Annotated in this window: 24 protein-coding genes; 16 read left to right on the forward strand and 8 right to left on the reverse strand. The window is 46.6% G+C overall.

Annotated elements, in window-relative coordinates; translation table 11 throughout:
• Positions 1 to 46 precede the first annotated feature (46 nt).
• The 7 genes from H583_RS0105070 (at position 47) to H583_RS31930 (ending at position 11,446) form a co-directional block, all read left to right on the forward strand.
• Positions 47 to 553: a DedA family protein gene (locus H583_RS0105070; RefSeq protein WP_028559531.1), complete on the forward strand. Its 507-nt coding sequence runs from the start codon at positions 47 to 49 to the stop codon at positions 551 to 553.
• Positions 554 to 1,009: 456 nt separating this feature from the next.
• On the forward strand, positions 1,010 to 1,591 hold the full coding sequence (locus tag H583_RS0105075) for a TetR/AcrR family transcriptional regulator (protein ID WP_028559532.1): 582 nt from the start codon (positions 1,010 to 1,012) through the stop codon (positions 1,589 to 1,591).
• A gap of 189 nt (positions 1,592 to 1,780) precedes the next feature.
• On the forward strand, positions 1,781 to 3,997 hold the full coding sequence (locus H583_RS31920) for a YhgE/Pip family protein (protein ID WP_051236001.1): 2,217 nt from the start codon (positions 1,781 to 1,783) through the stop codon (positions 3,995 to 3,997).
• Between the two features lie 350 nt (positions 3,998 to 4,347).
• Positions 4,348 to 4,848 carry a DedA family protein gene (locus tag H583_RS0105085; protein ID WP_028559533.1) on the forward strand — a complete coding sequence of 167 codons (501 nt, stop codon included), beginning with the start codon at positions 4,348 to 4,350 and terminating at the stop codon, positions 4,846 to 4,848.
• 62 nt (positions 4,849 to 4,910) lie between these two features.
• A complete protein-coding gene (locus tag H583_RS31925; protein ID WP_245585848.1) occupies positions 4,911 to 5,651 on the forward strand; it encodes an NUDIX hydrolase in 741 nt (246 codons plus the stop codon).
• 36 nt (positions 5,652 to 5,687) lie between these two features.
• The gene (locus tag H583_RS0105095; RefSeq protein WP_028559535.1) at positions 5,688 to 6,047 is read left to right on the forward strand and encodes a Lin0512 family protein; all 360 of its coding nucleotides are present in this window, start codon (positions 5,688 to 5,690) and stop codon (positions 6,045 to 6,047) included.
• 212 nt (positions 6,048 to 6,259) lie between these two features.
• Positions 6,260 to 11,446 (forward strand): S-layer homology domain-containing protein, encoded by a 5,187-nt coding sequence (locus H583_RS31930; protein WP_051236003.1) that lies wholly within the window; start codon positions 6,260 to 6,262, stop codon positions 11,444 to 11,446.
• 158 nt (positions 11,447 to 11,604) lie between these two features.
• On the opposite strand, the gene H583_RS0105105 is transcribed toward H583_RS31930, so the two are convergent.
• The gene (locus H583_RS0105105) at positions 11,605 to 11,910 is read right to left on the reverse strand and encodes a hypothetical protein (protein ID WP_028559536.1); all 306 of its coding nucleotides are present in this window, start codon (positions 11,908 to 11,910) and stop codon (positions 11,605 to 11,607) included.
• A gap of 156 nt (positions 11,911 to 12,066) precedes the next feature.
• On the opposite strand from H583_RS0105105, the gene H583_RS0105110 reads away from it, so the two are divergent.
• Positions 12,067 to 12,387 (forward strand): thioredoxin family protein, encoded by a 321-nt coding sequence (locus H583_RS0105110; protein WP_051236005.1) that lies wholly within the window; start codon positions 12,067 to 12,069, stop codon positions 12,385 to 12,387.
• A 12-nt stretch (positions 12,388 to 12,399) separates the two neighbouring features.
• On the opposite strand, the gene H583_RS0105115 is transcribed toward H583_RS0105110, so the two are convergent.
• Positions 12,400 to 12,741 carry a TFIIB-type zinc ribbon-containing protein gene (locus tag H583_RS0105115; protein WP_028559538.1) on the reverse strand — a complete coding sequence of 114 codons (342 nt, stop codon included), beginning with the start codon at positions 12,739 to 12,741 and terminating at the stop codon, positions 12,400 to 12,402.
• A 167-nt stretch (positions 12,742 to 12,908) separates the two neighbouring features.
• Between H583_RS0105115 and H583_RS0105120 the strand changes: the two genes are divergently transcribed.
• Positions 12,909 to 13,343, forward strand: coding sequence for a Fur family transcriptional regulator (locus H583_RS0105120; RefSeq protein ID WP_028559539.1), 435 nt, complete (start codon positions 12,909 to 12,911; stop codon positions 13,341 to 13,343).
• Between the two features lie 296 nt (positions 13,344 to 13,639).
• On the opposite strand, the gene H583_RS0105125 is transcribed toward H583_RS0105120, so the two are convergent.
• Positions 13,640 to 14,005, reverse strand: a complete 366-nt coding sequence (locus tag H583_RS0105125; protein ID WP_028559540.1) for a DUF1516 family protein — start codon at positions 14,003 to 14,005, stop codon at positions 13,640 to 13,642.
• A 284-nt stretch (positions 14,006 to 14,289) separates the two neighbouring features.
• On the opposite strand from H583_RS0105125, the gene H583_RS38250 reads away from it, so the two are divergent.
• The 3 genes from H583_RS38250 to H583_RS0105140 all read left to right on the forward strand — a co-directional run bounded on the left by H583_RS38250 (position 14,290) and on the right by H583_RS0105140 (position 15,169).
• Positions 14,290 to 14,502 (forward strand): DUF6199 family natural product biosynthesis protein, encoded by a 213-nt coding sequence (locus H583_RS38250; RefSeq protein ID WP_028559541.1) that lies wholly within the window; start codon positions 14,290 to 14,292, stop codon positions 14,500 to 14,502.
• Positions 14,503 to 14,677: 175 nt separating this feature from the next.
• Positions 14,678 to 14,845, forward strand: a complete 168-nt coding sequence (locus H583_RS36470) for a hypothetical protein (protein WP_154665802.1) — start codon at positions 14,678 to 14,680, stop codon at positions 14,843 to 14,845.
• Between the two features lie 93 nt (positions 14,846 to 14,938).
• Positions 14,939 to 15,169 carry a DUF6199 family natural product biosynthesis protein gene (locus tag H583_RS0105140; protein ID WP_028559542.1) on the forward strand — a complete coding sequence of 77 codons (231 nt, stop codon included), beginning with the start codon at positions 14,939 to 14,941 and terminating at the stop codon, positions 15,167 to 15,169.
• 150 nt (positions 15,170 to 15,319) lie between these two features.
• Here H583_RS0105140 and H583_RS0105145 read toward each other — a convergent pair whose 3' ends face one another.
• The 4 genes from H583_RS0105145 to H583_RS36475 form a co-directional block, all read right to left on the reverse strand.
• Complete coding sequence (locus tag H583_RS0105145) at positions 15,320 to 15,988, reverse strand: ABC transporter ATP-binding protein (protein ID WP_028559543.1); 669 nt, start codon at positions 15,986 to 15,988, stop codon at positions 15,320 to 15,322.
• Between the two features lie 6 nt (positions 15,989 to 15,994).
• The gene (locus tag H583_RS0105150) at positions 15,995 to 17,260 is read right to left on the reverse strand and encodes a hypothetical protein (RefSeq protein ID WP_028559544.1); all 1,266 of its coding nucleotides are present in this window, start codon (positions 17,258 to 17,260) and stop codon (positions 15,995 to 15,997) included.
• A complete protein-coding gene (locus H583_RS0105155; protein ID WP_154665803.1) occupies positions 17,257 to 18,186 on the reverse strand; it encodes a hypothetical protein in 930 nt (309 codons plus the stop codon). Before H583_RS0105155 ends, H583_RS0105150 begins: the two co-directional genes overlap by 4 nt.
• Positions 18,187 to 18,262: 76 nt before the next feature.
• The gene (locus tag H583_RS36475) at positions 18,263 to 18,697 is read right to left on the reverse strand and encodes a hypothetical protein (protein WP_154665804.1); all 435 of its coding nucleotides are present in this window, start codon (positions 18,695 to 18,697) and stop codon (positions 18,263 to 18,265) included.
• Between the two features lie 1,267 nt (positions 18,698 to 19,964).
• Between H583_RS36475 and H583_RS0105165 the strand changes: the two genes are divergently transcribed.
• Positions 19,965 to 20,354: a hypothetical protein gene (locus H583_RS0105165; protein ID WP_028559546.1), complete on the forward strand. Its 390-nt coding sequence runs from the start codon at positions 19,965 to 19,967 to the stop codon at positions 20,352 to 20,354.
• Positions 20,355 to 20,648: 294 nt separating this feature from the next.
• Here H583_RS0105165 and chrS read toward each other — a convergent pair whose 3' ends face one another.
• Entirely contained in the window at positions 20,649 to 21,134 is a 486-nt protein-coding gene (gene chrS / locus H583_RS0105170; RefSeq protein ID WP_028559547.1) for a chromate efflux transcriptional regulator ChrS, read from the reverse strand.
• A 206-nt stretch (positions 21,135 to 21,340) separates the two neighbouring features.
• Here chrS and ggt point away from each other — a divergent pair, with 206 nt between their 5' ends.
• From ggt to H583_RS31935, 3 genes are all read left to right on the forward strand, one after another.
• A complete protein-coding gene (ggt, locus tag H583_RS0105175) occupies positions 21,341 to 22,918 on the forward strand; it encodes a gamma-glutamyltransferase (RefSeq protein WP_028559548.1) in 1,578 nt (525 codons plus the stop codon).
• A 325-nt stretch (positions 22,919 to 23,243) separates the two neighbouring features.
• The gene (locus H583_RS0105180) at positions 23,244 to 24,050 is read left to right on the forward strand and encodes an ABC transporter ATP-binding protein (RefSeq protein WP_051236006.1); all 807 of its coding nucleotides are present in this window, start codon (positions 23,244 to 23,246) and stop codon (positions 24,048 to 24,050) included.
• 135 nt (positions 24,051 to 24,185) lie between these two features.
• Positions 24,186 to 24,998, forward strand: a complete 813-nt coding sequence (locus H583_RS31935; protein ID WP_051236051.1) for an ABC transporter permease — start codon at positions 24,186 to 24,188, stop codon at positions 24,996 to 24,998.
• Positions 24,999 to 25,009 lie beyond the last annotated feature (11 nt).

The raw sequence follows: 25,009 nt of genomic DNA on the forward strand, positions 1-25,009 counted from the left end.
CGTATGACTACAGCCAAGTACAGCCACCAGATCGGAGAATACGCTTATGGAAATGGTTCAGGAATTAATTTCACATTACGGCTACTTAGCTATTTTTTGCCTTCTGGCGCTTGGCATTGTCGGACTGCCGGTTCCGGATGAGGTGTTAATGACCTTTGTCGGCTATTTGGCCTCGGTTTATGTTCTGAAGCTGCCGCTGGCTTTTCTGGTGGCCTTCAGCGGGGCATTATGCGGCATGCTGCTCAGCTATACAATCGGGCGCAAAGTCGGAAAGCCGCTAATTCAACGCTATGGCAAATGGGTCAAGCTGACACCAAAAAGGCTGGAGCGGGTTGAGGGCTGGTTCCACCGTTATGGGATGTGGACGATCGTATTCGGCTATTTCATCCCTGGCGTCCGGCATATTACGTGTTACATTTCAGGAATGAGCGGCGTTCGGACCCGTCAGTACATTATGTTCGCCGGAGCTGGAGCTCTGCTTTGGAGCACTTTTTTCATCCTGATCGGATATTTTCTCGGCAATATTGATGTTTTCTCGTTTTTGAAAAAATAAGCGTACCGGCCGGCTGGCAGCGAGCGGAGAAACAACATCATTTTTTTAAGTATAACTGATGCCGCAAAGCTGCCCGCCATGGCCAGCACTTCTACATGCGTTATCTTCTTGATGATCATATAAGCTGCCGTGCTGCCAATAAATTCAATGGCAATGAACTCTTTGATGGATGAGAGGGGCACAACGATCATAATGAAGGTTTCTGTCTTCCTGCTAGTCCGCACAATCATTCTCCCTTCCTTGTTACTCCTCGCTTAATGAAGTCAAGTTTCTGTTTCCTTTTCAAAACTGCAATACATATGGCTATGCGCCAACAGCCTGTTCTCATGTTAGGAAGCTGGAATAGAATACCGGTAAAAAAAGATTGCATGTACAATTAAATCCGGCTATAATCAATTCATTCAAGACCACAGAACTGAAATGTTATTTTGGTCATATAGGAGGTGCGGCAGCAAAATGCCCGAAGTTGACCGCAAGAAGGAAGTTTTAAAGGCGGCGTCACAGTCCTTTTCCTTATACGGCTACAAGGCGACGACAATGGACCAGATTGCTAAAATCGCAAGAGTCGGCAAAGGCACGATCTATACCTTTTTCCCGAGCAAGGAAATTTTGTTTCATGAAATTATGATGCAAATTAATGTAGAAATTCAAGAGCTGGCCCAGTATTTTTACAAGGAGGAAAAGTCCTTTCAGGAAAATATGAGGACAATCCTGCGCGAGGTGCTGACCTACCGCAGCAATCATCCGTTAATTTGCCAACTGGTGCATGAGATTCGGGATATCGGAACTCCGGAGGCGATGGAAGGTGTCCGCCAGACGGAGGAGGCGCTCATTCAATATGTGAAGATCAAGGTGGAGGAGTATACAAGACGCGGCGAGCTGAAGCCAAGCGATCCGGAAATTACGGCCTACATGCTGGTCAAAACCTATTTGACGCTGACGAGGGAATGGTCCAGTACCCGTGAACCATTGGAAGATGAGCGTATACTGGAGCTTGTGGAATTTTACTTTTTGCATGGGGTTGCAAGTAAGAACTGAAAAATCCGGGAACAACAGCAATCGGAACAAATATTTCACACGGTACCCTAAAGTAGAGTAAGGGCTATTTCGTGTGAAATATTTGCTGTCCCTGCCCGGGACGGCAGCGGGCAAGTTTCGTGCGCATTAAAATGACCAAAATATCAAATTAGTTCTGTGGTTTCCAATCGATAACAAGGGATGATTTCAATGCAGATGCTGAAGGCAGAATGGAAAAAGATTTTTAGCAGGCCCATGACGATTATTACGATTGTAGGATTGCTGTTCGTGCCGTTCTTTTACGGGCTGATCTTCCTGTCAGCGTATTGGGACCCTTATGGGAATACGGATCAGCTGCCTGTAGCGGTGGTCAATCAGGATGAAGGTGCGGATTATCACGGGTCGCATCTGGAGATCGGCAAAAACTTCGTGGATAACTTGCAGGATAATACGACCTTTAAATGGACGTTTACAGATAAGGAGACTGCACTGAAAGGATTGGAAAAGGAAAATTATTATCTCGTCATCGAGATTCCGGCAAGTTTCTCCCGGGATGCTGCTACAGTAATGGACAAGCAGCCGAAGAAGATGCAGCTCAATTATTTTACCAATCCCGGCAAGAACTATCCCGGATCGCAGATCAGCGCGACGGCAATGGTCAAAATCAATGAGCAGATTGATGCTGAAGTGACCAAGGAATACACGCGTTCCTTGTTTGACAGCCTGAAGGATGTGTCCTCCAGTTTCCATAAAGCGAGCGATGCGGCCGGGAAAATCGATGACGGCTCCCAAAAGGTGGAGAATGGCTCGAAAGAGCTAAGCAATAAATTGAAGGAGCTGGCAGCCAGCACGATCACGTTCAACAAAGGGGTGGCAGATGTTGCGGGCGGAGCGGGCAAGCTGCAAAACGGCCTGCAGGATGCGAAGAGCGGTTCTGTCAAGCTGCAGGACGGTTTGAAGGGGCTGGAGAACGGGACGAAGTCGCTTCAGCAAGGAGCGGCCAACCTGCAAGGCGGGCTGGGCGAGCTTGCGACAGCCAGCGGCCAGTTGCATGCCGGTGCGAAGGAGCTTAACGGCGGCCTTGCCGAACTGAATACTGGCCTGCAATCTTCATCGGCCGGATCAGACAAGCTTAATGAACAGATGGCAGCTTATAATACCAAGCTGCATGAGCTGAATACGGCAATGAAGAATGCGGCAGAGAAGGATTCTCCTGATCCTGCGGAGCTGAAGAAGCTGTCCGCAGCACTGGGTGAGCTTGAACAAAGCGGCAAGCAGTTGCAGGGTGCAGCCGGCAAGCTGGCAGAAGGCCAGAAGCAGCTAGCGGCAGGCGCACAGCGGCTGTCTGAAGGCAGCGGCAAGCTGGAGGATAACCTAGGCAAGCTTGGAGCCGGGATTGGCAATGCCAAAGCCGGGGCAGGCCAGCTGGCATCCGGCAGCGATGCGCTGCAGGCAGGAGCTGTACAGCTCGTTCAGGGCGGAGGCAATCTGTCTGCCGGTCTGGACAAGCTGGTGGAGGGACAGCATAGCCTGATAGATGGAATGGATAAGCTGGAGCATGCTTCCGGCAAGCTGCAATCCGGCTCCCGCCAGCTTGCAGACGGCTCTGCAAGCCTGCATACAGGTGCGAAAAGCCTTGCTGACGGAACCGGCAAGCTTCATAGCGCTTTGCAGGATGGCGCTGGGCAAACCGGGGTACATGCCGATGAAGGCAATTATGATATGTTCGCATCGCCAACCGAACTTGTCGGTCACAAGCTGCATGAAATTGCCTCTTATGGTGTCGGGCTTGCACCTTATATATTGTGCATTGCGCTCTATGCAGGAACAATGATGTTCGCTTCGGCTTATTCACTCAAGGAAGCTGCAATTCGTCCGCAGAGAGGGCTTGCATGGTTTGCCAGCAAGCTGAGTGTCATTGTTTTTGTCAGCTTGTTGTCATCCATTCTTGCGGACTCCATCGTTATATGGGGAGTCGGGCTTGAGGTGCAGAGCACCTGGCTGTTCTACCTGTTTACCTTCATTACCAGCATGGCTTTCTTCTCCATCATATTCTTTTTGTATGCGGCATTGAACAATGTGGGTCTCTATGCGGCTTTCCTGCTATTGCTGCTGCAAATCGGGGGAAGCGGGGGAACCTTCCCAAGCTTGCTGACACCGGACTTTTTCCAGGCCATCCATCCGTATCTGCCAATGACGTATGCGATTAACGGCTTCCGCCAGATTATCTCGATTGGCACAGATTACAGTCTTGTGTGGGAGCAGGCCGGGATCTTGCTTGGCTATATCGCGGCTTTCCTGCTGCTGGCAGCGGTAGTCTTTATTTTGCGGACACGGCATATTGCCAGAACAGGCCATTGGGAGCATGTCTCAATTGTGGATGAGAACCGCGCCGGTATGGTTCAGAAGGAAGCGGCCGATCAATGATTAGATGTATTTGAATTTTGAAACATTTAAAGGAACTTTGTGACAGAGCAAATACAGGCTCGCGGACATCCGTCCGCGGGCCTGATCTATTAAGATGAGTAAATCCAATTGTATGCCAAAGCAGCTTTCCCGTTGCTTAGATTGGTAGTCTTGCTGTTGTTTGTGTCGACTTGATATGGCTGCTTATTATCATATATACTGAATAAAAGTTCAGTATAATATGATGTGCCCAATGTGGCATGCTAATGTTTTCGAATTCAAGAGAGAAGAACAGACAAATGTTAGCAGTTTTTCGACTCATGGGTTATAATGGACAAGTCTGAAAATTTTAGGCTGGTGGAGAATGAGAAATGGAGAATCTTCAAGAGTTTGTTACACAATACGGCTACATTGCAATCTTCCTGCTGCTGTCTTTAGGTATTATCGGTTTGCCAATTCCCGATGAGGTGCTGATGACCTTCGTCGGCTATTTATGTTCGCAAGGCGTATTAACTTATATATTCGCAGTCGCAGTAGCCTTCTCTGGTGCCATGTTTGGCATGCTGTTCAGTTATTTTATCGGGAAGAAGGTCGGCAAGCCCTTGCTGTGGCGGTATGGAAAATGGCTCTTTCTTACGCCCAAACGGCTGGCCAGGGTGGAGGGCTGGTATCAAAAATATGGCATGTGGACGGTCGTATTCGGATATTATGTACCGGGTGTCCGGCATTTGACCTGCTATATGGCAGGTGTGACAGGCGTTAGGCCGCGTACTTATATCCTGTTTGCCGGACTGGGTGCAATTATATGGTGTACAGTATTTATCACCATCGGCTATTATATCGGAACGATTCATTATTTGAAGCTGAACTAGCATGGCAGACCGACAAAATCAATGTGCTTATCGTTCCAGGAATTAAGGAGGAACAGGCTGTGATGATTTTGCTATTTGCCCTAGTGTTGGTCGGAAGTATTATTTTAATAATGATTAGCCCGTATGCAATTCTGATTATAGGGGCACTTCTGCTCACGATGGTAATCCATATGATTATGAAGCAGAACCTGCTGAAAAAGGACATCGAAGAAATCAAGGCGCTGCTTATGGAAGAGAAGGAGGCCAAGAGGAGCTTGGAGTTTCAAACAAACAGCAAGGTTGCAGAACTCCCGGAGGCATTGGCGAAGACGATAGAATGGGGACCGGTCAGGGCGGACTTTACACGCGATTATGATCTGGACAGCCAGAGAATCAGCAATGTCAGCATGGTGCCATTCATTGGGGAGCAGTGCGTCATGTTCCAGCTTGAAGATGGACGCTGGGAGCTTCCCGGCGGTACACTGGAGCCCGGAGAACAATTCATGCAAGGATTGCGCAGGGAGGCTGCGGAGGAATTGGGAGCCGAGCTTAAGTCTTATTATGTATTTGGCCAATTCAACTGCCGTTCTCTGGCGGAAAAGGCTTATCGTCCCCATATTCCTCATCCGGAGTTCGTCAGACTGGTGGGCTATGGAGATGTGGAGCTGTTCGGGGAACCGCTCAATCCTCCGGACGGGGAGCAGGTGGCAGCTGTCGTTTTGATGGATATTGAGGAGGCTGTCAGCCGGTTTGAAGAGCAGGACCGCCACGATCTCGCCGGCATATATATGCTCGCTTACCGCATTCGTGCAGCTAAATCTTAATTCCCGGATAACAGTCTGAATATAGGAGGCCTTTCGATGGAAAATCTGATGTTTATTGAAATTGGGATGGGAACGGATCTTCACGGCCAGGATATTACAAAAGCCGCTGTACGTGCGGTGAAAAATGCAATTCATCATAATTCCATGCCGGGGCTGCGCTCGGTGTTGCCGGGCGGCACGCTGGATCATTTGAAGGTGCATGTGAAGCTTGCGGTTCCATGCGACAAGGAGCTTCTTCGTGAGGAAGAAGTGAAGGCGGTGCTTCCTTACGGGCAAGTAAGCATCGAGGTGACGGATGGTGGCATGCTGACAACAAGCGGTATTGTGCTGCCGGACAAGGATGACAAGAACGATCTGATTTATGTTGTCATCGCATCGGTCGAGGTCGGATACTGATTCAGATTCATACAACTATATATCTTTTGGCAAAGGCCAATTATTCCATGCAGCGGAATAGCGGCCTTTTTCAATGTCCAGACATTGGAGAAGGTTGCTTGAGCTTCCTGTAATCTACCTAGACAACTTCTTTAAGGGGCTATATGATAAATTGCGGAAAGAATGAAATGGTTAGGGTCTGTACTACAGAAATGGGAAGGAATGAAATCGCAATGAAATTTCGATTCAAATCGAGAGCATTTGCAGCCTTTATGCTGGCATGGCTGTACGTATTCTCTACATTGGCCACTCCGGTAGCGGTCATGGATCGCGCTTATGCTGCGGATGGCCCGGAGGCTAAGCCGGACGTCACGGGAGCAATCAGCAAGGTGAGCAGCTATCTGCTTGGACAAAATAAAATTTATGACTGGCAGGCGATCGGACTTGTCCGGGCAGGCAAGCAGGTTCCCCAAAGCTACAAGACAGCTTTGGAGCAGGATATTGCCGCGCTGTACAAGCCGGATGGTCCGAAAGCTCCTGTAACGGATTATGCCAGACTGGCACTGGCTGCTTCTGCGGTTACCGGGAATGCGGCTGATGTCGCTGGCCGTAATCTGATTGAGAGCATTTATAATTCGGATATTACTGAGCTTAACGCTGCTGTCTATGCGTTAATTGCTTATGATTCCAAAAGCTACAACGTGCCGGAGGATGCGCAGGCAAGCCGCTCCAAGCTGCTCAAGCTGATTACGGACAAGCAGCTTCCTGACGGTTCGTTCGGACTGGGCATTGATATGGCAGCCATGGCATTGACCGGTATTGCGCCATATAAAGAGCAGCAGGAAATAAAAACCGCTGCTGATCAAATTGTCGCCTGGCTGGTCAAGTCCGGTCGTGGCGTGGATGCCGAGAGCATCTCCCAGACGATCATCGGATTGACGTCGTATGGCGTTGACCCTGCGGGAACAGATTTTACGAGTAACGGCGTAAATCTGGTTCAGGAGCTTTTGGAGTACCAGAATAATGACGGCAGCTTCAGCCATCTCAAAGGACAGGGCGCAAATGGTCTGGCAACAGAGCAGGCTCTGCAGGCACTGGTCGCTTATGACTTGTTCACAAAGGGCGAAGGTCCGCTTTACCGCTTCCCGAATCAGGAAGCGCCTGTTACAGCAAATGTAACGGTAACGGTTGAAGGACTGCAAGGTCCGGTTGCGTCCGGCGAGGCGAAAGGTGCTGACGCTCTTGCAGCATTGGAGTCGCTTCTCAAGGGAAAATCGGTTGCTTATGTAGTTACGGAATCATCTGCCGGCTCCTATGTAAGTTCAATTGATGGCATTACAGCAGGCTATCTGGGTGTAATGAACGGTTGGATGTTTGCCGTCAAACGCGGAGATCAGCTCATTATTCCAGACGTGGGAATGGCAGCATTCAAACTGGAGTCAAACGATAACATCGTTGTGTATTATGGAGGCTACTCCGATACACGCATTATCAGCTCGATAATGTCGACTCCGGCTGAACCGCAGGATGGGGAAGCATTTACACTGACAGTGACTGCCAAGGGCAAAGTGTGGGACGGTAACGCTAATAAGGAGATCATTGAAGAGGGCCCTGCAGCCGGGGTAAAGCTTCAAATTGGTGATATCTCTGTTACGACAGATACGGATGGCAAAGCTGTTCTGGAGCAGGGGCTTCCGGCAGGCAGCCATGATGTGATCATTACCGGTTATCAAAAAGATGCAGTTCCAACTGTCGTTCGCCATACAAGCAAGCTGAAGGTAGCCGGGCAGGTATCAACTGCCAGCCATTACCGGATTGAAGGCGCGTCTGGAGAAATTACAAGCGGTGAAGCGGCAGGCAAGAATGTGTATGAGGCTGTCGTAAGCCTGCTGAATGCGAAGGATATTCCTTTTACGGAAGAAGTGTACAGCTGGGGCAAGTTAATTAATTCTATTAATAACGAAAAAGCAGAGGGTTCTACTAAGTATTGGTCATTCGCGGTACATCGTGAAGGCAAGTGGATTTATCCTGACGTGGGTATGGATGGCTTTCGGCCGCTTGCGGATGATGAAATTGTTGTCTATTTCGGAGGCTTTGACACTCAGCTTGTCAACTCTGTCACTGTACTCCCTTCGGTACCGAAATCCGGACAGCCATTCAAGGTACTGGTAAATCAAATCAAATGGGTCTGGAATAATGAGAAAAGTACCAGCGAGCCCGTAGTTTCTGCGGCAGCAGGAGCAGAGGTTCAGGTTGGGGATTCCAAAGCTGTTACAAATGCAGAAGGCGTAGCACAGTTTACAGGCATTGAGGCTGCCGGCAGCTATAAGCTTACGGTAACAGGCTATAAGACAAATGAGGTTCCTTTCCTGGTTCGTCACGTCACTTCTCTCCAGGTGAACGGTCTTCCGAAGACAACAAATACGTACCGGGTAGAAGGGCCGAAGGGCATTATTCTTGCTTCCAAAGAAGCAGCAGCATACAGTCCGTTAGAAGGACTGCTTGCGCTTCTCGGAGAAGAGAAGATCGAATCTGTTGTCAAAGAAAGCGTATATGGCAGCTATATTTCCTCTATTAACGGTATTCATGCAGGAACTTACGAGCTTTATGACGGCTGGAATTATGCGATCCGCAGGGGAGGAGAATGGATTTACCCGCCAGTTGGCATTGGCGAATTCAGCCTGCAGAATCAGGATGAAGTTGTCGTTTATTTTGGCGGTTCTTCTACACAGCTTCCAGGTACGATCACAGTAAGCCCGTCGCAGCCGCAGTCCGGTTTGACTTTTGAAGTCGCTGTAACAAAGCTGGAGTGGGATTGGAACAAGTTTGAATTTGTATCCAGCAAGGCTGGCGGTGTGCTCGTAGAGGCTGGCGGCAAGAAAGCGACGACAAATGAAAACGGCGTTGCCACATTCACAGGCGGATTGCCATCCGGCAATTATAAGCTGATTGTCTCGCAATATACAGACAAATCACCGGGCATTGTCCGTACAGAGCAGCCTTTATCAGTATTCCCGTACAACCCGGGAGGTGGCGGCCCGGTCACGGACACGGTGTCCCTCTCGGTAACCGGGCACAGCAAGAAGGGTACAATTATCAGCAGGGTGAGCACGCGTTTTGAGCAAGATGACACCGCCTATAGTGTGCTGGTACGGATTTTGGGCGAGCGGGGCATTAGTCACTCCAAAAGAGGCTCCGGAGATTCGCTCTATGTGTCTGGCATTGATGGTCTCGCTGAAGAATTCAGCTCCAAATATCCAAAAAGCGGCTGGAAGTATGCCGTTAACGGCACGTTCCCGAATATGAGTGCAGCAGCCTATAAGCTGCGTGCCAATGATTCCGTGTCCTGGTGCTATACGCTGAATGGCGAAGACTGCGACTCGACAACTCCTATTGACGATTCTTCCTCTCCACCTTCGGGCGGCAGCGGGAACCCGGGGCCGGGAAGCGGCAATAGCAACGGTCCCAAGACGGTAGCAGAGGCTTTCGCACAACTGTCGCTATTACCGAATAATGAGCTTCCGCTCGATCAGGTCAGCCGCACGACAGCTGTTCTGAACGCCGGGGAACGTATGTCAGCTTCTGTTGCAGAACAGCTTCGTAAAACGCTGGAGAGCAACCAGGTGAACATGGAGAAGGAATTCCTCACGGGTTCTGAAGCTGTTTTGTCAGACGGCAAGGAAGAAGTAAAGCTGACGGTTCCGGCTGGCGCATTGGCCGAGAAGCTGACGATCAAGGTTGAAGAGATTCAATCGAGCGGCGTTGAGCTGGTATCGGGGATTTACCGTTTTACACCGGCTGGCACGAAGTTTAAATCTCCGGTGACGATTCAAGTGAAGGTTCCGGTACAGACGAACCAGCCTGACCAGCTTGTTCTGGCATGGCTTAATGAGTCAACAGGCAAATGGATTCCAGTTCCCGCTGTCATTGACGCCAAGACGGGTATTTTGACCGGGAAGACGGATCATTTCACCAAATACGCGGTTATTGACCGCAGCAAGGCTGTCAGCGGAATTGCAGGCAGAGTCGATGTAACCAAGGAAATTGACAGTGCTGTCCAGCATGTGCTGGCAAAAGGGAAGTTGTCAGATTGGGAAGCCTTTGCACTTGCCCGTGCAGGCAAGAGTGTTCCGGCAAGCTATTTGCAGGACGCAGCCAAGCATGTACAGGATGAGGCTGGCAAGTTCAACAAAGTAACGGATGCTGAGCGCATCGCTCTGGCTGTAAAGGCAGCCGGGGGCGACCCGGCCCGCATTGGCGGATACAATCTTATTGCTGCAATCTATAATCATGACAGAATGACGAATCAGGGAGCTAATGGCCCGGCATTTGCGCTGGTTGCGCTGGATAGCGGACGTTATGAGGTCCCTTCAGATGCCAAGTGGAACCGCGATAAGCTGGTCGATTGGCTGCTCGGTGTTCAAAATACAGACGGCGGCTTCGCGCTTGTGAGCGGCAGCGATTCGGATGTCGATATGACAGCGATGGTTCTGGCTGCACTTGCTCCTTACCAGGATCGCACGAATGTCAAGGCTGCTACAGACAAAGCGCTGAAGTGGCTGTCCACTGTGCAAAATTCCAATGGCGGATTCAAGTCGCTTGGAGATGAAAACAGCGAAAGTACAGCTCAGGTCATCATCGCACTGACTTCACTCGGCATTAATCCGAAGGAGAGCCGGTTCACAAAGTCCGGCGGGGATGTACTTGCCAACCTGCTTTCGTACCGCAATGCCGATGGGGGCTTTGCACATTCGAAGGGTGAGAAATCCAACGGAATGGCTACCGAACAGGCGCTGCTGGCACTGGTTGCCTATCAGCGTTTTGCGGAGGGAGCTTCGCCATTGTATGCACTGACCCCGGCCTCTGAGCAACCAACAGTCCGATATGTGGACGATGCTGCAATTTCCGGTTGGGCGGCAGCTTCGGTATATGAGGCACTGAATAAAGGCATTATGAACGGAGTAAGCGTCAAGGAACTGCGCTTTGCGCCGAAGCAGGCGATGACAAGAGCAGAGTTTGCCGCACTGCTGGTCAAGCTGACTGGCCAGACTGCTGATAAGGATGCGAAACAGATCTTTACGGATGTCACTCCGGCAAGCTGGTATTACGGCTATGTTATGAAGGCTAGAGAGCTTGGCTATCTGCAAGGGATAACCCCGTCGTCCTTCAAGCCTGAACAGGCAATCAGCCGCCAGGAGATGGCGATTATGATTGCCAGAGCCTTCGATTTGAAGGCGGGCACGAAGCCGGTTGTATTCAAGGACAGTGCAGAGCTGTATAAGAATGCAGAAGCCCAGGTTCAAGCGGTGTATGAACAAGGCATTATGACCGGCTACAATGGCCGATTTGAGCCGCGCGCTGCAGTTACCCGTGAAATGGCGGCTGTAGTTGCAGTTAAATTGTCTGGTCTTGCAAGCTGATTAACGGGCCGGATAGTGGTGAATCATTGGCGCTGTCTTGCTAAATAGAAAAAGGGTTAGTCCATTTTGTCTGCCTGAAGGCGGAACCGGACTGACCCTTTTTCACTGTAATCGATAAGCATGATATGGTAAAATAAAACGGCTGTGATCAGAATTCGTCACTTGGATTTGCGTTTGCCGATTTCCTCTGTAACTACAAATGCCAGATCCTCATTGCCAAACAGCGAAAGCACGCCAAGCAGGGTATCATCCGGCACCGGGCCGGCTTCTTCCTTGGATACAGTCAGCTTCAGCGTTTGAAGGAGCGCAGGATTGGCTTCCTGATCGGGATAGGCTCTCAGATACAGCTCTTGCGGATCCAGGTCATGGTTGACACACCATTGGGCAAATACGAGCACCATCATTTGCTCGTCCTGCTGAAAGCTTTTAATAACCTGTTCTTCTACGGATTTGTTGTGAGACATTGTGCTACTCCTTTTGGATGCAAATAATAGATCGTATAACATTGAAATGACAGCACGAAGCGACCGGATGCGGACTGAAGAAAGCTGACTGCAGATGACAGTGCACCGCTTCAGACCCATTTGCCATCCGGCCGCAATAGAAAGGGACGAATTTCCTTGCCCATACAAGAAATGACGGAGCAGCAGCTCCTGGAGCATATGAATGCGATTCAAGGCACGGAAGCGGTGCTCATGTATACGCCGCTATGCGGAACATGCAAGCTGGCGGAGCGGATGCTGGATATCGTCCAGGCGACCTCCGCAGCAGTGCCGCTGCACAAGCTGAATATCAATTACGCACCGCTGCTGCGTGAACGGTGGCAGGTGGCCAGTGTGCCTTGTCTCGCAATTATTGGAGAAGAAGGGCTGATGCATAAGGAATATGCTTTGCGCTCGGTAGATCATATTTACAGGCTGCTGAAGCTGCCGGCGCAATAACAGGCTTGTCTTCTAATCAAATAAGTCGCCGAATATATCCATCACGCTTTTTTTCTTTTTGTACGGCTTTTTGTAGGAACCATTGTAGTCGCCCTTGTAAGCAGAGCCCTCCTTATAAGGTGATTGGCGGTAACCTTGGGGACGCTGTTCCTCATGCTGGGGAGGCTGCTGCCTGTATTCCTGTTCTTCGTACCATTTGTTGAATGGCTCACGGACTTCACGAACGCCCTCCATCAGCTTCTCCAGCTCGCCGCGGTCAAGCCAGACGCCTTTGCACGACGGGCAAATATCGATCAGAATGCCGTCTTTTTCAACTTCACGCATTTTCACATTGTCACATACCGGGCAATTCATTGTCGGGTCATCCTCTCAAACGTGTAATGGATAACGCATTATTTATCACTTATATTTTACAAAAGTTGAGTCAGGCCCGCAACAGCGGCGAGAGGGAAAGCCTTGACATTTGGCGCGGCTTTTAACACAATAGGGATTAACGATAAACAAGTAAAGAGGGGGCAGCTATGACGACAAGCGATAAAGTGGAAGATATGATTGCTGTCATGTCTCGAAGCGGATGGAGAATCACGGATCAACGGCGTACACTGGCGAAAATTTTTGCCGATAACGAAGGATTTCTGTCTCCAAAGGATGTTTACGATCTGATGAAGGATAAATATCCCGGCGTCAGTTTCGATACCGTATACCGCAATTTGCGCATGCTCAGTGAGATGGGCGCGCTGGAACAGTTTTATTTTATGGAAGGCGGCCTGAAATTCAAGGGAAGCTGCTTCAAGCATCATCACCATCATCTGATCTGTCTGGAATGTGAGAAGACGATCACCTTTGATTACTGTCCGATGAAGCAGAGCATGGACTTGCCGGAGAGCTTCAAGATTATGAACCACCGCTTTGAGATTTATGGTATTTGCGGCGAATGCCAGCAGCAGGCGGAATAATCGGTTTGGTTTACTGTCAGGCAAATTATTGCGTTTTAAGATTGGAAATGGGGTGCCTCTTTCAGCTATTATTAGCTGGAGAGGCATCTTTTTTGTTCATTTTTTGTAAAGAGTTGAACCTTCTTTGAATTGTGGGAAGGGAATGCGGACAAGTACGGCTACTGTCTTCTTGCGGATCATGTTTGGCAGGCCGCCCTTGCCGATTATACACACAAAATGATACACACAAAATGCCGGCACTCAGAGAGCGCCGGCATTTTGATGTCCAATTGGAGCATGTATGTGGAGTTGCATGCTTAAAAACTGATAACTCCGAAGCCCATGAGAACGACGATGGCTACGATGATAACCAGCAAAATCCAGAACATGCCAGTATTCTCTCTTCTCTGTGTACGGCCGAGAATCATCTCCATCAGGCCGATCAGAATTACCGCCAGAATGCCCTTGATAATGAACATGAGCGGGAAGCTGAATCCGATCAGCATGCCGACCCCGGAGACCAGCATGATGATATAGAACAGCCGAAGCACCATTCCGACAATTTTGGCGCCTTTTGCTTTGCCGCCCTTGGCCAGCAGGAATGCGACCACGAACAGAATCAGCAGAAACGCCCACGAGCCTGAATGGGACTGGTAGAAAATATTAATCAGCTTTTCAGACATCTTTAAACCCCTTTCATCATATATGTATGCTTCCTTATTATACTTTTATTTTATTAATTTGCACAATAAAGAAGGTGAGTTTGTAATTTTGTCATAATAAAGGGGTGAAATTTGATAATTCATAAGCGTCGGGAATTTCAATTGCTGATCTATTAATTAGGTACAAGATGGATTAGGAATGTATTGGAGGATAGTGTCATGAATTTACTATTTTTTCTTTTGAAACTTAATAAAGGTATTTTTCGTAAATAAAATCTTAAAGTTGCACGATTAGGGGGATAAAATTGCTTTTTGGAATCCTTGCAATCCTATTTGGTATACTACAGATTGTTTTTGCCCGGCTTTTGTTGTTGATATCCGGTTTTGCATTTTTGATAGAGAAACGGGACATCAAGTTCTATTCCAGTAAGCCAAATAAGTCTTCAATATTGATAGCCAGATTTGTTGGTGTAATTTTAGTTTTAGCAGGCATGTTGCATATGTATTTTGGTGATTAGTAATTCGAGGATGTAAGCGTAGGTTGCACGGATTAACCATTTATTAGTGTTTTTTAAGAGGGCGAAATAAACTTGAAGGGTGAATATGATTGCTTCCCGTCTAATAAGAGTTTGATCTGGAAACCGTGATGTTCGCCCGGTATCTTTTGAAAAAAACGTTTAGGAGTTAACGCATGTGCCGAAACTATTTTTTGTTTTCTTATGCATTATTGCTGTATACTTCGCAGTTTTTCCACAACAGTATTGGAAAATCGGTATTTATAACTTATGGGGTGGAATGAGGCCTTTTGAAGAGAAAGGCGATGAGATTAAACCCGAAAAATCAATTGTTTGGGGGATTTGAGTATTCTTTATTGTGAGTGCAGTCATCTGCATCATTATTTTAGTTAAATGATATATGAGGAATACTGGCCATCATTAAGAAGGAGCTATATTAATGACTGATAAATTTTTACTCTCTTCATTTATCTTTATTATTTTTGTGGTTGGAGGAATACTCGGATATATATTTCCTGAGTTTAAGGTAAGAACTACTGCGACAAATACTTTAAAAAAGAAACCTAGTAAAGGAGCAATAAAACGCTATAAGATAAGCAGTTGCGTTATGGCCTTAATTGGTGTGATTTTAATAATTATTACTTTTGTTGGAGGGTTTAAAGGTATATAGTACGGAAAAAGCGAGTTATCTGCTAGGTAATGGAATAGTATTAATGACAGCTTTGATAAGGGAAAAACCGCTCCTGCCCCGACAGGGAAATGGAGCGGCAAATTACGGAACAAGGGCCCTCATCTTCCATGAATGCTAGATCTGACTCACTTAGGGTATGCTGACAAGACCGGATGGGGTGATCCTATAACGTTTATCGCATTTGGCTGCGATTTGCGCACTATGAGTAGCCACTATAATTGTCACACCTTGCGAACGTATATGATGAAAACTGGCAATAACTTGTTCTGCTGATTCATCATCCAGCGCAGAGGTTGGTTCATCCGCCACAATCAGTCCCGGGTTTCGAACAAGCGCCCGTAAAATACCGATTCGTTGTGCCTCGCCGCCGGACAGTTTTTCGATTCGCTTCTCAAACAGATGAGCTACGCCAAGCAAATCGCCAAACTGTAATAGGCGTTGTACAGCCGCGGCTTCTTCATCCGGCGTCTGCTTGACTAACCAAAGGGGAACCTTTGCATTTTCCAGCGCGGTTAGCTTCGGAATCATCGGGCTATTCTGAGCAATATATCCGATTTCCTGGCCTCGGATAGAACTTAATTCGTGCATGCTTTTACCGCTAAGTGAAATCCCGTTCACCTGTATTTCGCCGGAAGTCGGCTTTTCCAATCCGGCAATGAGATTAAGCAATGTGCTTTTTCCCACCCCGCTCCTGCCTTGCAGGGCGACCATTTCGCCGGGTGGAACCCGCAATTGGACATTTTGGAATAAAAGCGTATCCTTGTATTCTTTCTTTACATTCTCCAGCACTAGCCGCATATGGGATCAACCTTTCAATTGTTGCACGAGATCAAGCCTGCGAAACAACTTCTTCGTCATAAGTTTAACCATTCCTGCAAGCAAGAGTACTACAATGACAACCACCACGTAATAGGTAATCAAGAAATAGAGGGGATTCTCTACAATAATCATCAGAAGAGCAGCCGGAAACAAACTGGCGATCCCAATTGTCAGCATCAGTCTTCTGCTTGACAACATCTGAATAGAATCCATTGTTGCACCGCTAATCAACAACACCATATATACCGGTATATTACGCTTGACCAACAAGGATAAGGTCCAGAGGTAGAGTCCCGCTAACATGAAACCCGTCGTTAGGCTGGCAATAAAAAGAAGCAAGCGGTTGGTATCTGTCATCTTCGATAGTGCCAGAATGGGTAAGCTTTCCGCTCCGATGATATGATACGCTTCAAAGTTTGACTCCACATTGATCGGTTTGAGCACATCCCTCAGCTCCATAGGAGACAGATTCGTTATTATCGTGCCATTCATATGGCTATACAGAGAGGCTTTTACAAAGATCCCCTCTGTATTCTTGGGAGGTTCCTTGAAATACCGGACAGGCAAAATTACGCTTCGATCAAGTACGGCCTCCGGGTTATTCATCGTAAATATTCTTTGTTGAGGCTTAAGAATACCCGTTACAACACCATTAAAATGCCGGGTATAGTGCAGAAGCTCTAAATGATCTCCTACCTGATAGATGCCTTTATAAGCTGCACCAAGCAAAATTGGTATGTCCGCATCTTCTTCGAAGAAATAGGCATCCGAGGGGAAAAAATGACCCTCTTGCAAACCGATATTATTATATTCGAATACCTTTGCGTTAATCTGGAACGATGCGACTGTAGCATATGGTTTTCCTTCAAACTCGCGTATCTGAAGCCCTTTGCCAAATTCATAGTAAGGACCAAACTGCGGGTCTATTTTGAAATCCGCAAGTTCTATAGGCTGCCACACGGCATTGTAATAGTCATACTTATTGGATTGGCGAAGCTTTTGGCCGAATTGATGCAAAATCGAAAAGCTGTCCGGATTTGAGAAAAACAATTTTTCCTGCCCGTTGTATAATTTATCGGATATTTGGTATACATTTTTCTCTTTGAACTGATCAGGGGCAGTTGTCTCTATGTTCGATTTTTGCAGGTTAATGATAAATGCGAGGATCAGTGAACAAAATAGTATGGCTGCTACTCCACTAAGTACATTTAAATATGGGGTCTGCTTGAATAATAATTTGCGAACCTTCAAAATCGCTTACCACCTTTTTGAACCGACTCCTTAATAATCGTAAACCCGATAATAATCAGCAGAACCAGCCAGCCAGCGATGACAAAGTACATCAACTTATTAAGCCATACATTATCCCATAGCGGGTTCATAAATTTAAATGTGAAGAGTAAGATGATTAATCCGCCGGAGCCTAAAATATACGGCAGCAATTTCTGCTGCGCCAAAAAACCGGCAATTCGCCAATAAGTATTTCCTGAAAGATACAACACCTTTATGACGGCGTTATCTTTCCGTATCCACATATAGATCATCATGACTTTCATAATGAACAAAAAAAACAGGGAAGCGGCCAGCAAAGCAGGGAACATCCGGTTTGACTCCAGTACATAGGTCCCGAATTGATCTCGGGGAATCAGCTCAACCTTTTCACTGTCAATAAGGCTATCCAATACTTTCCTGGCATTTCCATTAGGTGTAGAGAAATCGAAGCTTGTTCCGTTCGTTAGATCGATAGATGCTTCTTTGCTGATCAACCATGTTTGGAATTGGAGCCGATAGGAATGTGGTGTATCGAAATAGCCAATGATTTCATAGGACTTTGGTATATTGGCTGTCGTACGGACCATTTTCCCAATAATCGCATATTTGGTTCGCCCTGTTGTGCTCATGCCTGAAATATAGTCGATTGGTGGCAGCTTAACGTGACCTTTTACGTGCACATACTTAAAATTAGGGGAAATGGTGTCATATTGCATTAAGATATAATTGGTAGTATGTTTATTCAGCTCGCCTTCCCATCCTTTAGTACGAAAGGAAAGTGAATCTTTATTCAAATAACCATTATTAATCATATTAATCTGATCTAAGTACGAGATGAACCAAAAAGCGCTGCCTGCAAGCAAGCAAATGAATTGCAAAATAAAAATAAAACGGGTTTTATCCATGAGTTCACTATATTTTTTCAATGGGTTAGATAGAGGAATAGTCAGTGACTATCCCTCTTAACTCCTCTACAAGTATTTAGTCTATGCCGTAATAAGTTTTAGCAATTTCCCCGGTAGAGTCCCTCCAGTCACTATATGCTGTTGTATAGCTAGTTCCATACACTCTTCCACTATCTGCATAAGGAGTACCTGTAAAAATATTCTCGAAGCGTGCACGAGAATAATGATACACGCCTAACCACTTTGTATCTGCAATAACGCGTCTCTCAAGAACTGAACCTCGTTCGCGACTTTCAGTTCTACCATAATGAACAGGTGTTGAATTTGATGATGATACAACCGAGTTGGATTTTAGATTTGGTGCATAATTTACGAAATAGCCTTCATTTTCGCTCCAGCCCCCGGAAACGACTTGTAAATTGGACTGTGCTGCAAATGAACTGAGAGAAATAGATCCTAGAGCTATGCTTCCTACAAGAATGAGTGCAGGTAAAATTTTTCTTCTTTTCAATAAAATCATCCTTTCAATAAATCTTATAATGAAATGCTGGCCAGCGTTTGATCCACTTGTGGATGTTGACAACACGCAAAATTTTACCATATTTATTATAAATTATCAATATTTCTAATGACACATTTATAGGTGGTTCATACTTGAATCTGTGAAGGCTGTAAACTGCCGTAATGCGGTTCAGTCATGTCAGGACAATTGATGGTAGATGCGATTCAGTTGATCATCTGGAGCAAGCATCATCAAAAGTTTGACTCAATTCCTCCGAGTGAGGAGTAAAATGGACTGTCTGCGGATCTGAGCTTGTGGACATTCATCGTTTTTGCCAACTCGGACAAAATGGGCCTATTCTCGGAATAGCACCTGGCAAGGAAGGCTTGGAAATAAATCGCGCAATTATAAGAGCAAACAGGGCAAGCGAAAGTTGTATGCCATTGTAAGAGTGTTAGCAATTCGCCAATTGGCGTCAACAGGACGAAGAAAGAGCCTCGAAATCTATATTTTCATCACTATTACGTACAGAAGCTGAAAGCCAGAAAGATGAAGCTGCAAGCCGTTGTGTGCATCATGCGCAGGCTGATGAATATCATCCGTTATTTCATGAAAAAAAGGGCGGCATATATCAATCCAGAAGTATCCAATTATAATACCAGATGATAAAATATATGGGGAAACTGCCGGGTAATACTGCCCATTGTTTATACATAAGTGAGGCTTTATAGACTAGGATAAAAATATCCGATGGGTGGTTGCAAAATGATCATATCACAGTTACAAAAGCTTATTCTAGAAGAGAATTTTGTTGAGGCTAGACGAATTATAATAGATATTTCACCATTACAATTGGAGCGTTTACTTCTCGGAATAGCATAAGACTCTGAAAATATTTTAATCTATCATTTTGTATGTCATTTAATTGAAAGTAATGAGACTGCAATTCTGCATAGCACTGCTTCAACAATTATGAGTAACCCTCTTTGTTTTCTAAAAGGTGCGTATGAAACGGGGTTATATCATGCTAGGAGAGCAATTGAGCTTAATCCAACAGATGTATCACTTAAGGAGTTAATTTTATTTTATTCATTAATTCCTAACGAATTAATAACGCAAGAAGAAGCAACTAATTACGCAAGCCAGATTCTTCTTATTGAACCTAACAATAAAACTGCACTTGATTTCATTAATAAGATATAGAGCTATTACAAACTACACAATGATACAATTGGTTATAAATATATACAATTCTTCTCATAAAGAAGGAGATCCAATGCACAATTTTATAAGAATACTGCTGAATCCGTTTGTAAATTTGATAATGATGTTTATTCTGTTCTTACTTATTCTTAATTTTGATTGGGCATTTACATTGGCTTTTATAATAGTTTTTGTCGGATTTACAATAGTAATTAATGCAACCACTTTTAAAATTCTATACAAAAAAACTGCCTGGAAATTCTATTTTAGTAGTATTGGTTTATTTTTATGTTTGTTGTTAGTTTTTTTAATAGTTCAAATAACAATGGGTAGTGGTCAAGGTGATCAGGGGAGCAGTACAGAAGGAATTTTGCTAATGATGGTATTTTTAATATTAGTCTTATCAATCATAATAGGAAATCTGGCAGGATTGATTTTAAGTAAATTTTTAAAAGAAGATTAAAGAGTGATTTTCCAACTCAACCACAGGGAACAACGAACTCCGTGTGGTTATTTTTGGCCCAATAAAAGTCAGCTTAAGAAGAGTGTTTTAATATAATGTCATGTAATCTAACACGAACTCATTGACACCCGCTTATCCTCTCATTATAATAAAGGACAAAAGAGCAAGTTGTCCGATTCATCCCTATATAATGAAATAAAAGGTTTACTGAACGGGTAATATTATTACATTACGAATGTAAAATTCGTATTTCAGAAATAAAAAGAAGGAGGGAACTTAAATCCCTCCTTCTGCCTATAACCGCATGCCCATGCGGCTCTTATAGCGGGTGATTAGCACCTGGCAGTCAACGCTCATGATGCCGGGGAGTGTGTACAGCTTGTCCTTGAGGAAGGACTCCATCGCTGCGTTGTTGATGAACAGGCCGTGCATGTGCAGCTTGCTAGGCCCGGTCATATGGTACAGGCTGGTGACGGCGGGGTCCTCGGACAACAGATCGGCAACCTCCTGCAAAAACTTCGGCTCCACCTCAACATTGAAAAAGGCCGATACCTGTATACCGATCTTCTCCGGATTGATCACAGCAGTAAAACGCTCGATAACCCCATGCTCCATGAGCGCGTTGATCCGGGCCTGCACCGCTACACGGGATAGACCGATTTCCTTTGCTAAATCTGTGTAAGAGATTCTTCCATTCACATTGAGGGCAGACATAATTTTACGATCCAGCTCATCCACCGCAAAGGTTGATGCTCCGTTCGCCGAAGCTTTTGGCTGCATCCGTTCACACTCCTTCTCTATCTATGTAATCATCTGACTTAAATCTATCATATAGGTACAGGTTAAGCTTTTCAATAATAACCTTGCAATATACCGAAGAAATCTGACGAAATAGCAGACCGATAGAGGTATTCCAATGTTTTATGTTATTTTATATGACAAGGCTGCATCCAGACAAACTACTTCTTAAGAAATGAGGGAGAACGATGCAAACTGTAACTGGCTCCAAAACGATGGTGGTTAGCCCTCATTATTTGGCCTCGACAGCAGGCGCGCGTATGCTGGAACGGGGAGGCAATGCCTTTGATGCTGCGGTAGCCGTCAGTGCCTGTCTGGCAGTCGTCTACCCGCATATGACAGGTTTGGGGGGCGATTCCTTCTGGCTGACCTATCAGACCGGAGAGGGCAAGGTGCGTGCTTATAATGGAAGCGGGAGATCTGGCTATCTGGCTATGCCAGAAGCCTATGCCGGACTTGATGCCATTCCGGTTCGCGGTCCAAAAAGTGCGATCACGGTTCCCGGCATGGCAGACAGTTGGGCGGCTGTTCACAGCAAGTATGGGAGATTAAGCTTTGCAGAAGTTTTGGAGCCGGCAATTGCTTATGCAGAAGAAGGTTTTCCGCTGTCAGCAGACCAATATGAGAATACGGTTCTCTGCCACGAATTGTTGCGGAGATATGATACGACCAAGTCTGTTTATTTGCCGGGGGGGCATATACCACAAGCCGGGGACAGGTTTATTCAAGCGAATCTTGCCCGTACACTCAAGCAGCTTGCTGCAGGTGGCCGGGATGCGTTCTACAAAGGTAATATTGCCCAGGAAATTATATCCTCATTGCAAGGCGCTGGGGGGTTGCTCACTATGGATGATTTTGCTGATCACCAGGGGGAATGGGCAGAGCCGCTGACGGGTAAATACCGGGGATATTCGATTTATCAGGTTCCGCCCAACTCTCAGGGGTTTACGGCAATTATGACGCTGCAAATGCTGGAACAGTATGATTTCAGCCAAATTGAGCACGGTTCCTATGAGTATTACCATGTGCTGATTGAAGCGCTGAAGCTGAGCTTCCGCGACCGTAATTGTTATTTGACTGATCCGTTGTTTTCAGATATCCCGCTTGAGCGGTTGCTGAGTCCTGCTTATACAGCGGAGCTGGCGGCAATGATCCGCATGGATGTGGCATTGAGTCTGGATTCACAGCCTGTTGGCAGTGATACTGCTTATGCTGCGGTCGTAGACGCGGACGGGAATGCAGTATCATTCATTCAGAGTCTCTATTTTGAGTTTGGTTCAGGCTTTACTGCTGGCAATACGGGCATTTTGCTGCAAAACCGCGGCTCGTTTTTCTCGCTTGATCCAAGTCATGTGAATACGCTGCTTCCTCATAAAAGAACGTTTCACACCTTGATGCCGGCTATGGCATGCTTGGGCGGACTGCCGCGTATTTTGTATGGAACGCAGGGTGGCGAAGGGCAGCCTCAGACACAGACAGCCCTCATTACACGCATGATCGATTACGGTATGGACCCGCAGCGGGCAATTAATGAGCCGAGATGGGTATGGGGCCGGACATGGGGAGCGCCGACTCAGGAATTAAAGGTTGAGGGCCGAATACCTTTAGCTGTGCTTAACCGGCTGTCCGGTGCAGGCCACCTTGTGCGGACTGTGAAGGACTTTGACGGCATTATGGGACATGCTCATGCCATTATTGTGGATGAACAAGGCTTCCGCAGCGGCGGTGCTGATCCTCGGAGTGATGGCAGAGCAGTTGGATGGTGAATATGTAAAATAAACTAACACAAAAGCATCTATTTCATTGAATCCTTATGAAATAGATGCTTTTTATTTGTCAAAAATCATAATTTTACGTCAACAAACCTTACATATGGATTGACACTTGTTTTTCGTATCGTTATAATAAGATTAAAATTATATGCGAATTGATTGTTTATAACTTATATTTCGATCTAAAAGTTTGATTTATTTCTTTATTATCGTCATATAGTTAATTTGAATTTAGGAATTTCGAATTTTTTGCAAGTTTGTGTCAAGTATGTGTTAGTTATAAAAAGCGAAGCTCTTATTTTATATGGAGGTGGAGAAGATGACGCTGCAATCTGCTCAACAACTAGCTGCACCATATTCCTCAGAAAGCAAGGGACTGCTCGTCCATCTGGATCATGTGGACAAGATTTATCCGAACGGTACGGTTGCGGTGCAGAATGCCAATCTGCGGGCGGGTGAGGGAGAGTTCCTCTGCTTTGTCGGACCTTCCGGCTGCGGTAAATCAACAATATTCAACATGATTACCGGCTTGACCTCCCATACGGCAGGCGAACTGGCTGTGCTTGGAACAACCCCGAGAGAGGCGCGCAAGCAAAATGAGATCGCCTTTGTTTTCCAGGAGCATACGCTGCTGCCATGGGCCAATCTGCTGGAGAATGTAACGTTGCCGCTAAAGCTGCGCGGTGTACCCCAATCGGTCCGCAAGGAGGAAGGGGAACGTGTGCTGGAACTGGTCGGGTTGAAAGAACATATGAAGGTGCTCCCGAGGCAACTGTCCGGAGGGATGAAAATGAGGGTTTCCATTGCAAGAGCGCTCATTTCCCGTCCGAAGCTGCTGCTCATGGATGAGCCGTTTGGAGCATTGGATGAGATTACAAGACAGACCTTGCAGGATGAGCTGCTGTCCATCTGGCAGCGGGAGAAGAAGATGACCGTGCTGTTTATTACACATAATGTATTTGAAGCTGTGTTTCTGTCGACCAAGGTTGTTGTCATGACACCGCGCCCCGGTAAAATCGCACAGATGATTGATATTCCTGTTCCTTTCCCCAGAGGTGAGGACTTCCGCACAACTCCGGAGTTTAGCGACTACGTTCGTGCGGTGTCTGGTGCGCTAAACCACTAATCCATACCTGAGCTTCAATGCACATGCAATCATGAGAGGTTTTATTGAAAGGAGAAGGTTGGCGTGAATAAATCTTATGCAGGCAATGTTACAGATCATGCGTATTCGGAAGCGCGGCCCGCACAGCCCAAAAAAATGGTCAACAAATCGGTGCCGGGGAAAGGAAAGCAGCTCGCTTCACAAATTATCCCGCCGCTCGTTGTCCTGCTGCTTTTTGTCGGAGGATGGGAATTTATAGGGAGACTGATTGGCATCGCGCCATATTTGCTGCCGAAGCCAAGCGATATCTTTCTTGCTGCCCGTGACAATATCGGCAACCTGATGGTATCGGTCGGAACGACGGTCATGGAGGCGGTTATCGGCTTTGCGGTTAGTGTTGTGCTTGGCATCTCGCTTGCGATTTTGCTGGCCCTCTCCAAAATGGTGGAACGAAGCGTCTATCCATATGCAATTATATTGCAGACTATCCCGATTGTAGCGATTGCGCCGATTATTGTGATCTGGTTCGGAGCGGGGCTGAACGCCATCGTCATTATTTCCTTCCTGATCAGCTTTTTTCCGATTCTGTCCAATACGCTGATCGGGCTTAATTCTACGGAACAGAACATGAAAAACTTATTCTATCTGTATAACGCCACCAAGTTTCAGACGATTATGAAGCTGCGCATCCCGGCGGCGCTGCCCTATATTGTAGCGGGCCTGAAAATTTCCTGCTCCCTGTCTGTAGTCGGAGCAATTGTTGGAGAGTACATTGCCGGTATCGGCGGCGGCAAGGGCGGTCTGGGCTATGCAATTACAATTGCCGCCTCGCGTCTGCAAACGCCATACCTGTTCGCTTGCGGATTATCTGCGGCAATTCTCGGGGTTTTATTCTTCCTGCTGGTGAATCAGGCTTCCAAATGGTTGCTCAGCTCCTGGCATGAATCGGCAATGAACCATTCCAATTAAGCGGGGGACGC

The sequence above is a fragment of the Paenibacillus pinihumi DSM 23905 = JCM 16419 genome, assembly GCF_000422505.1.
GTDB classification, from domain to species: Bacteria; Bacillota; Bacilli; order Paenibacillales; family Paenibacillaceae; genus Paenibacillus_D; species Paenibacillus_D pinihumi.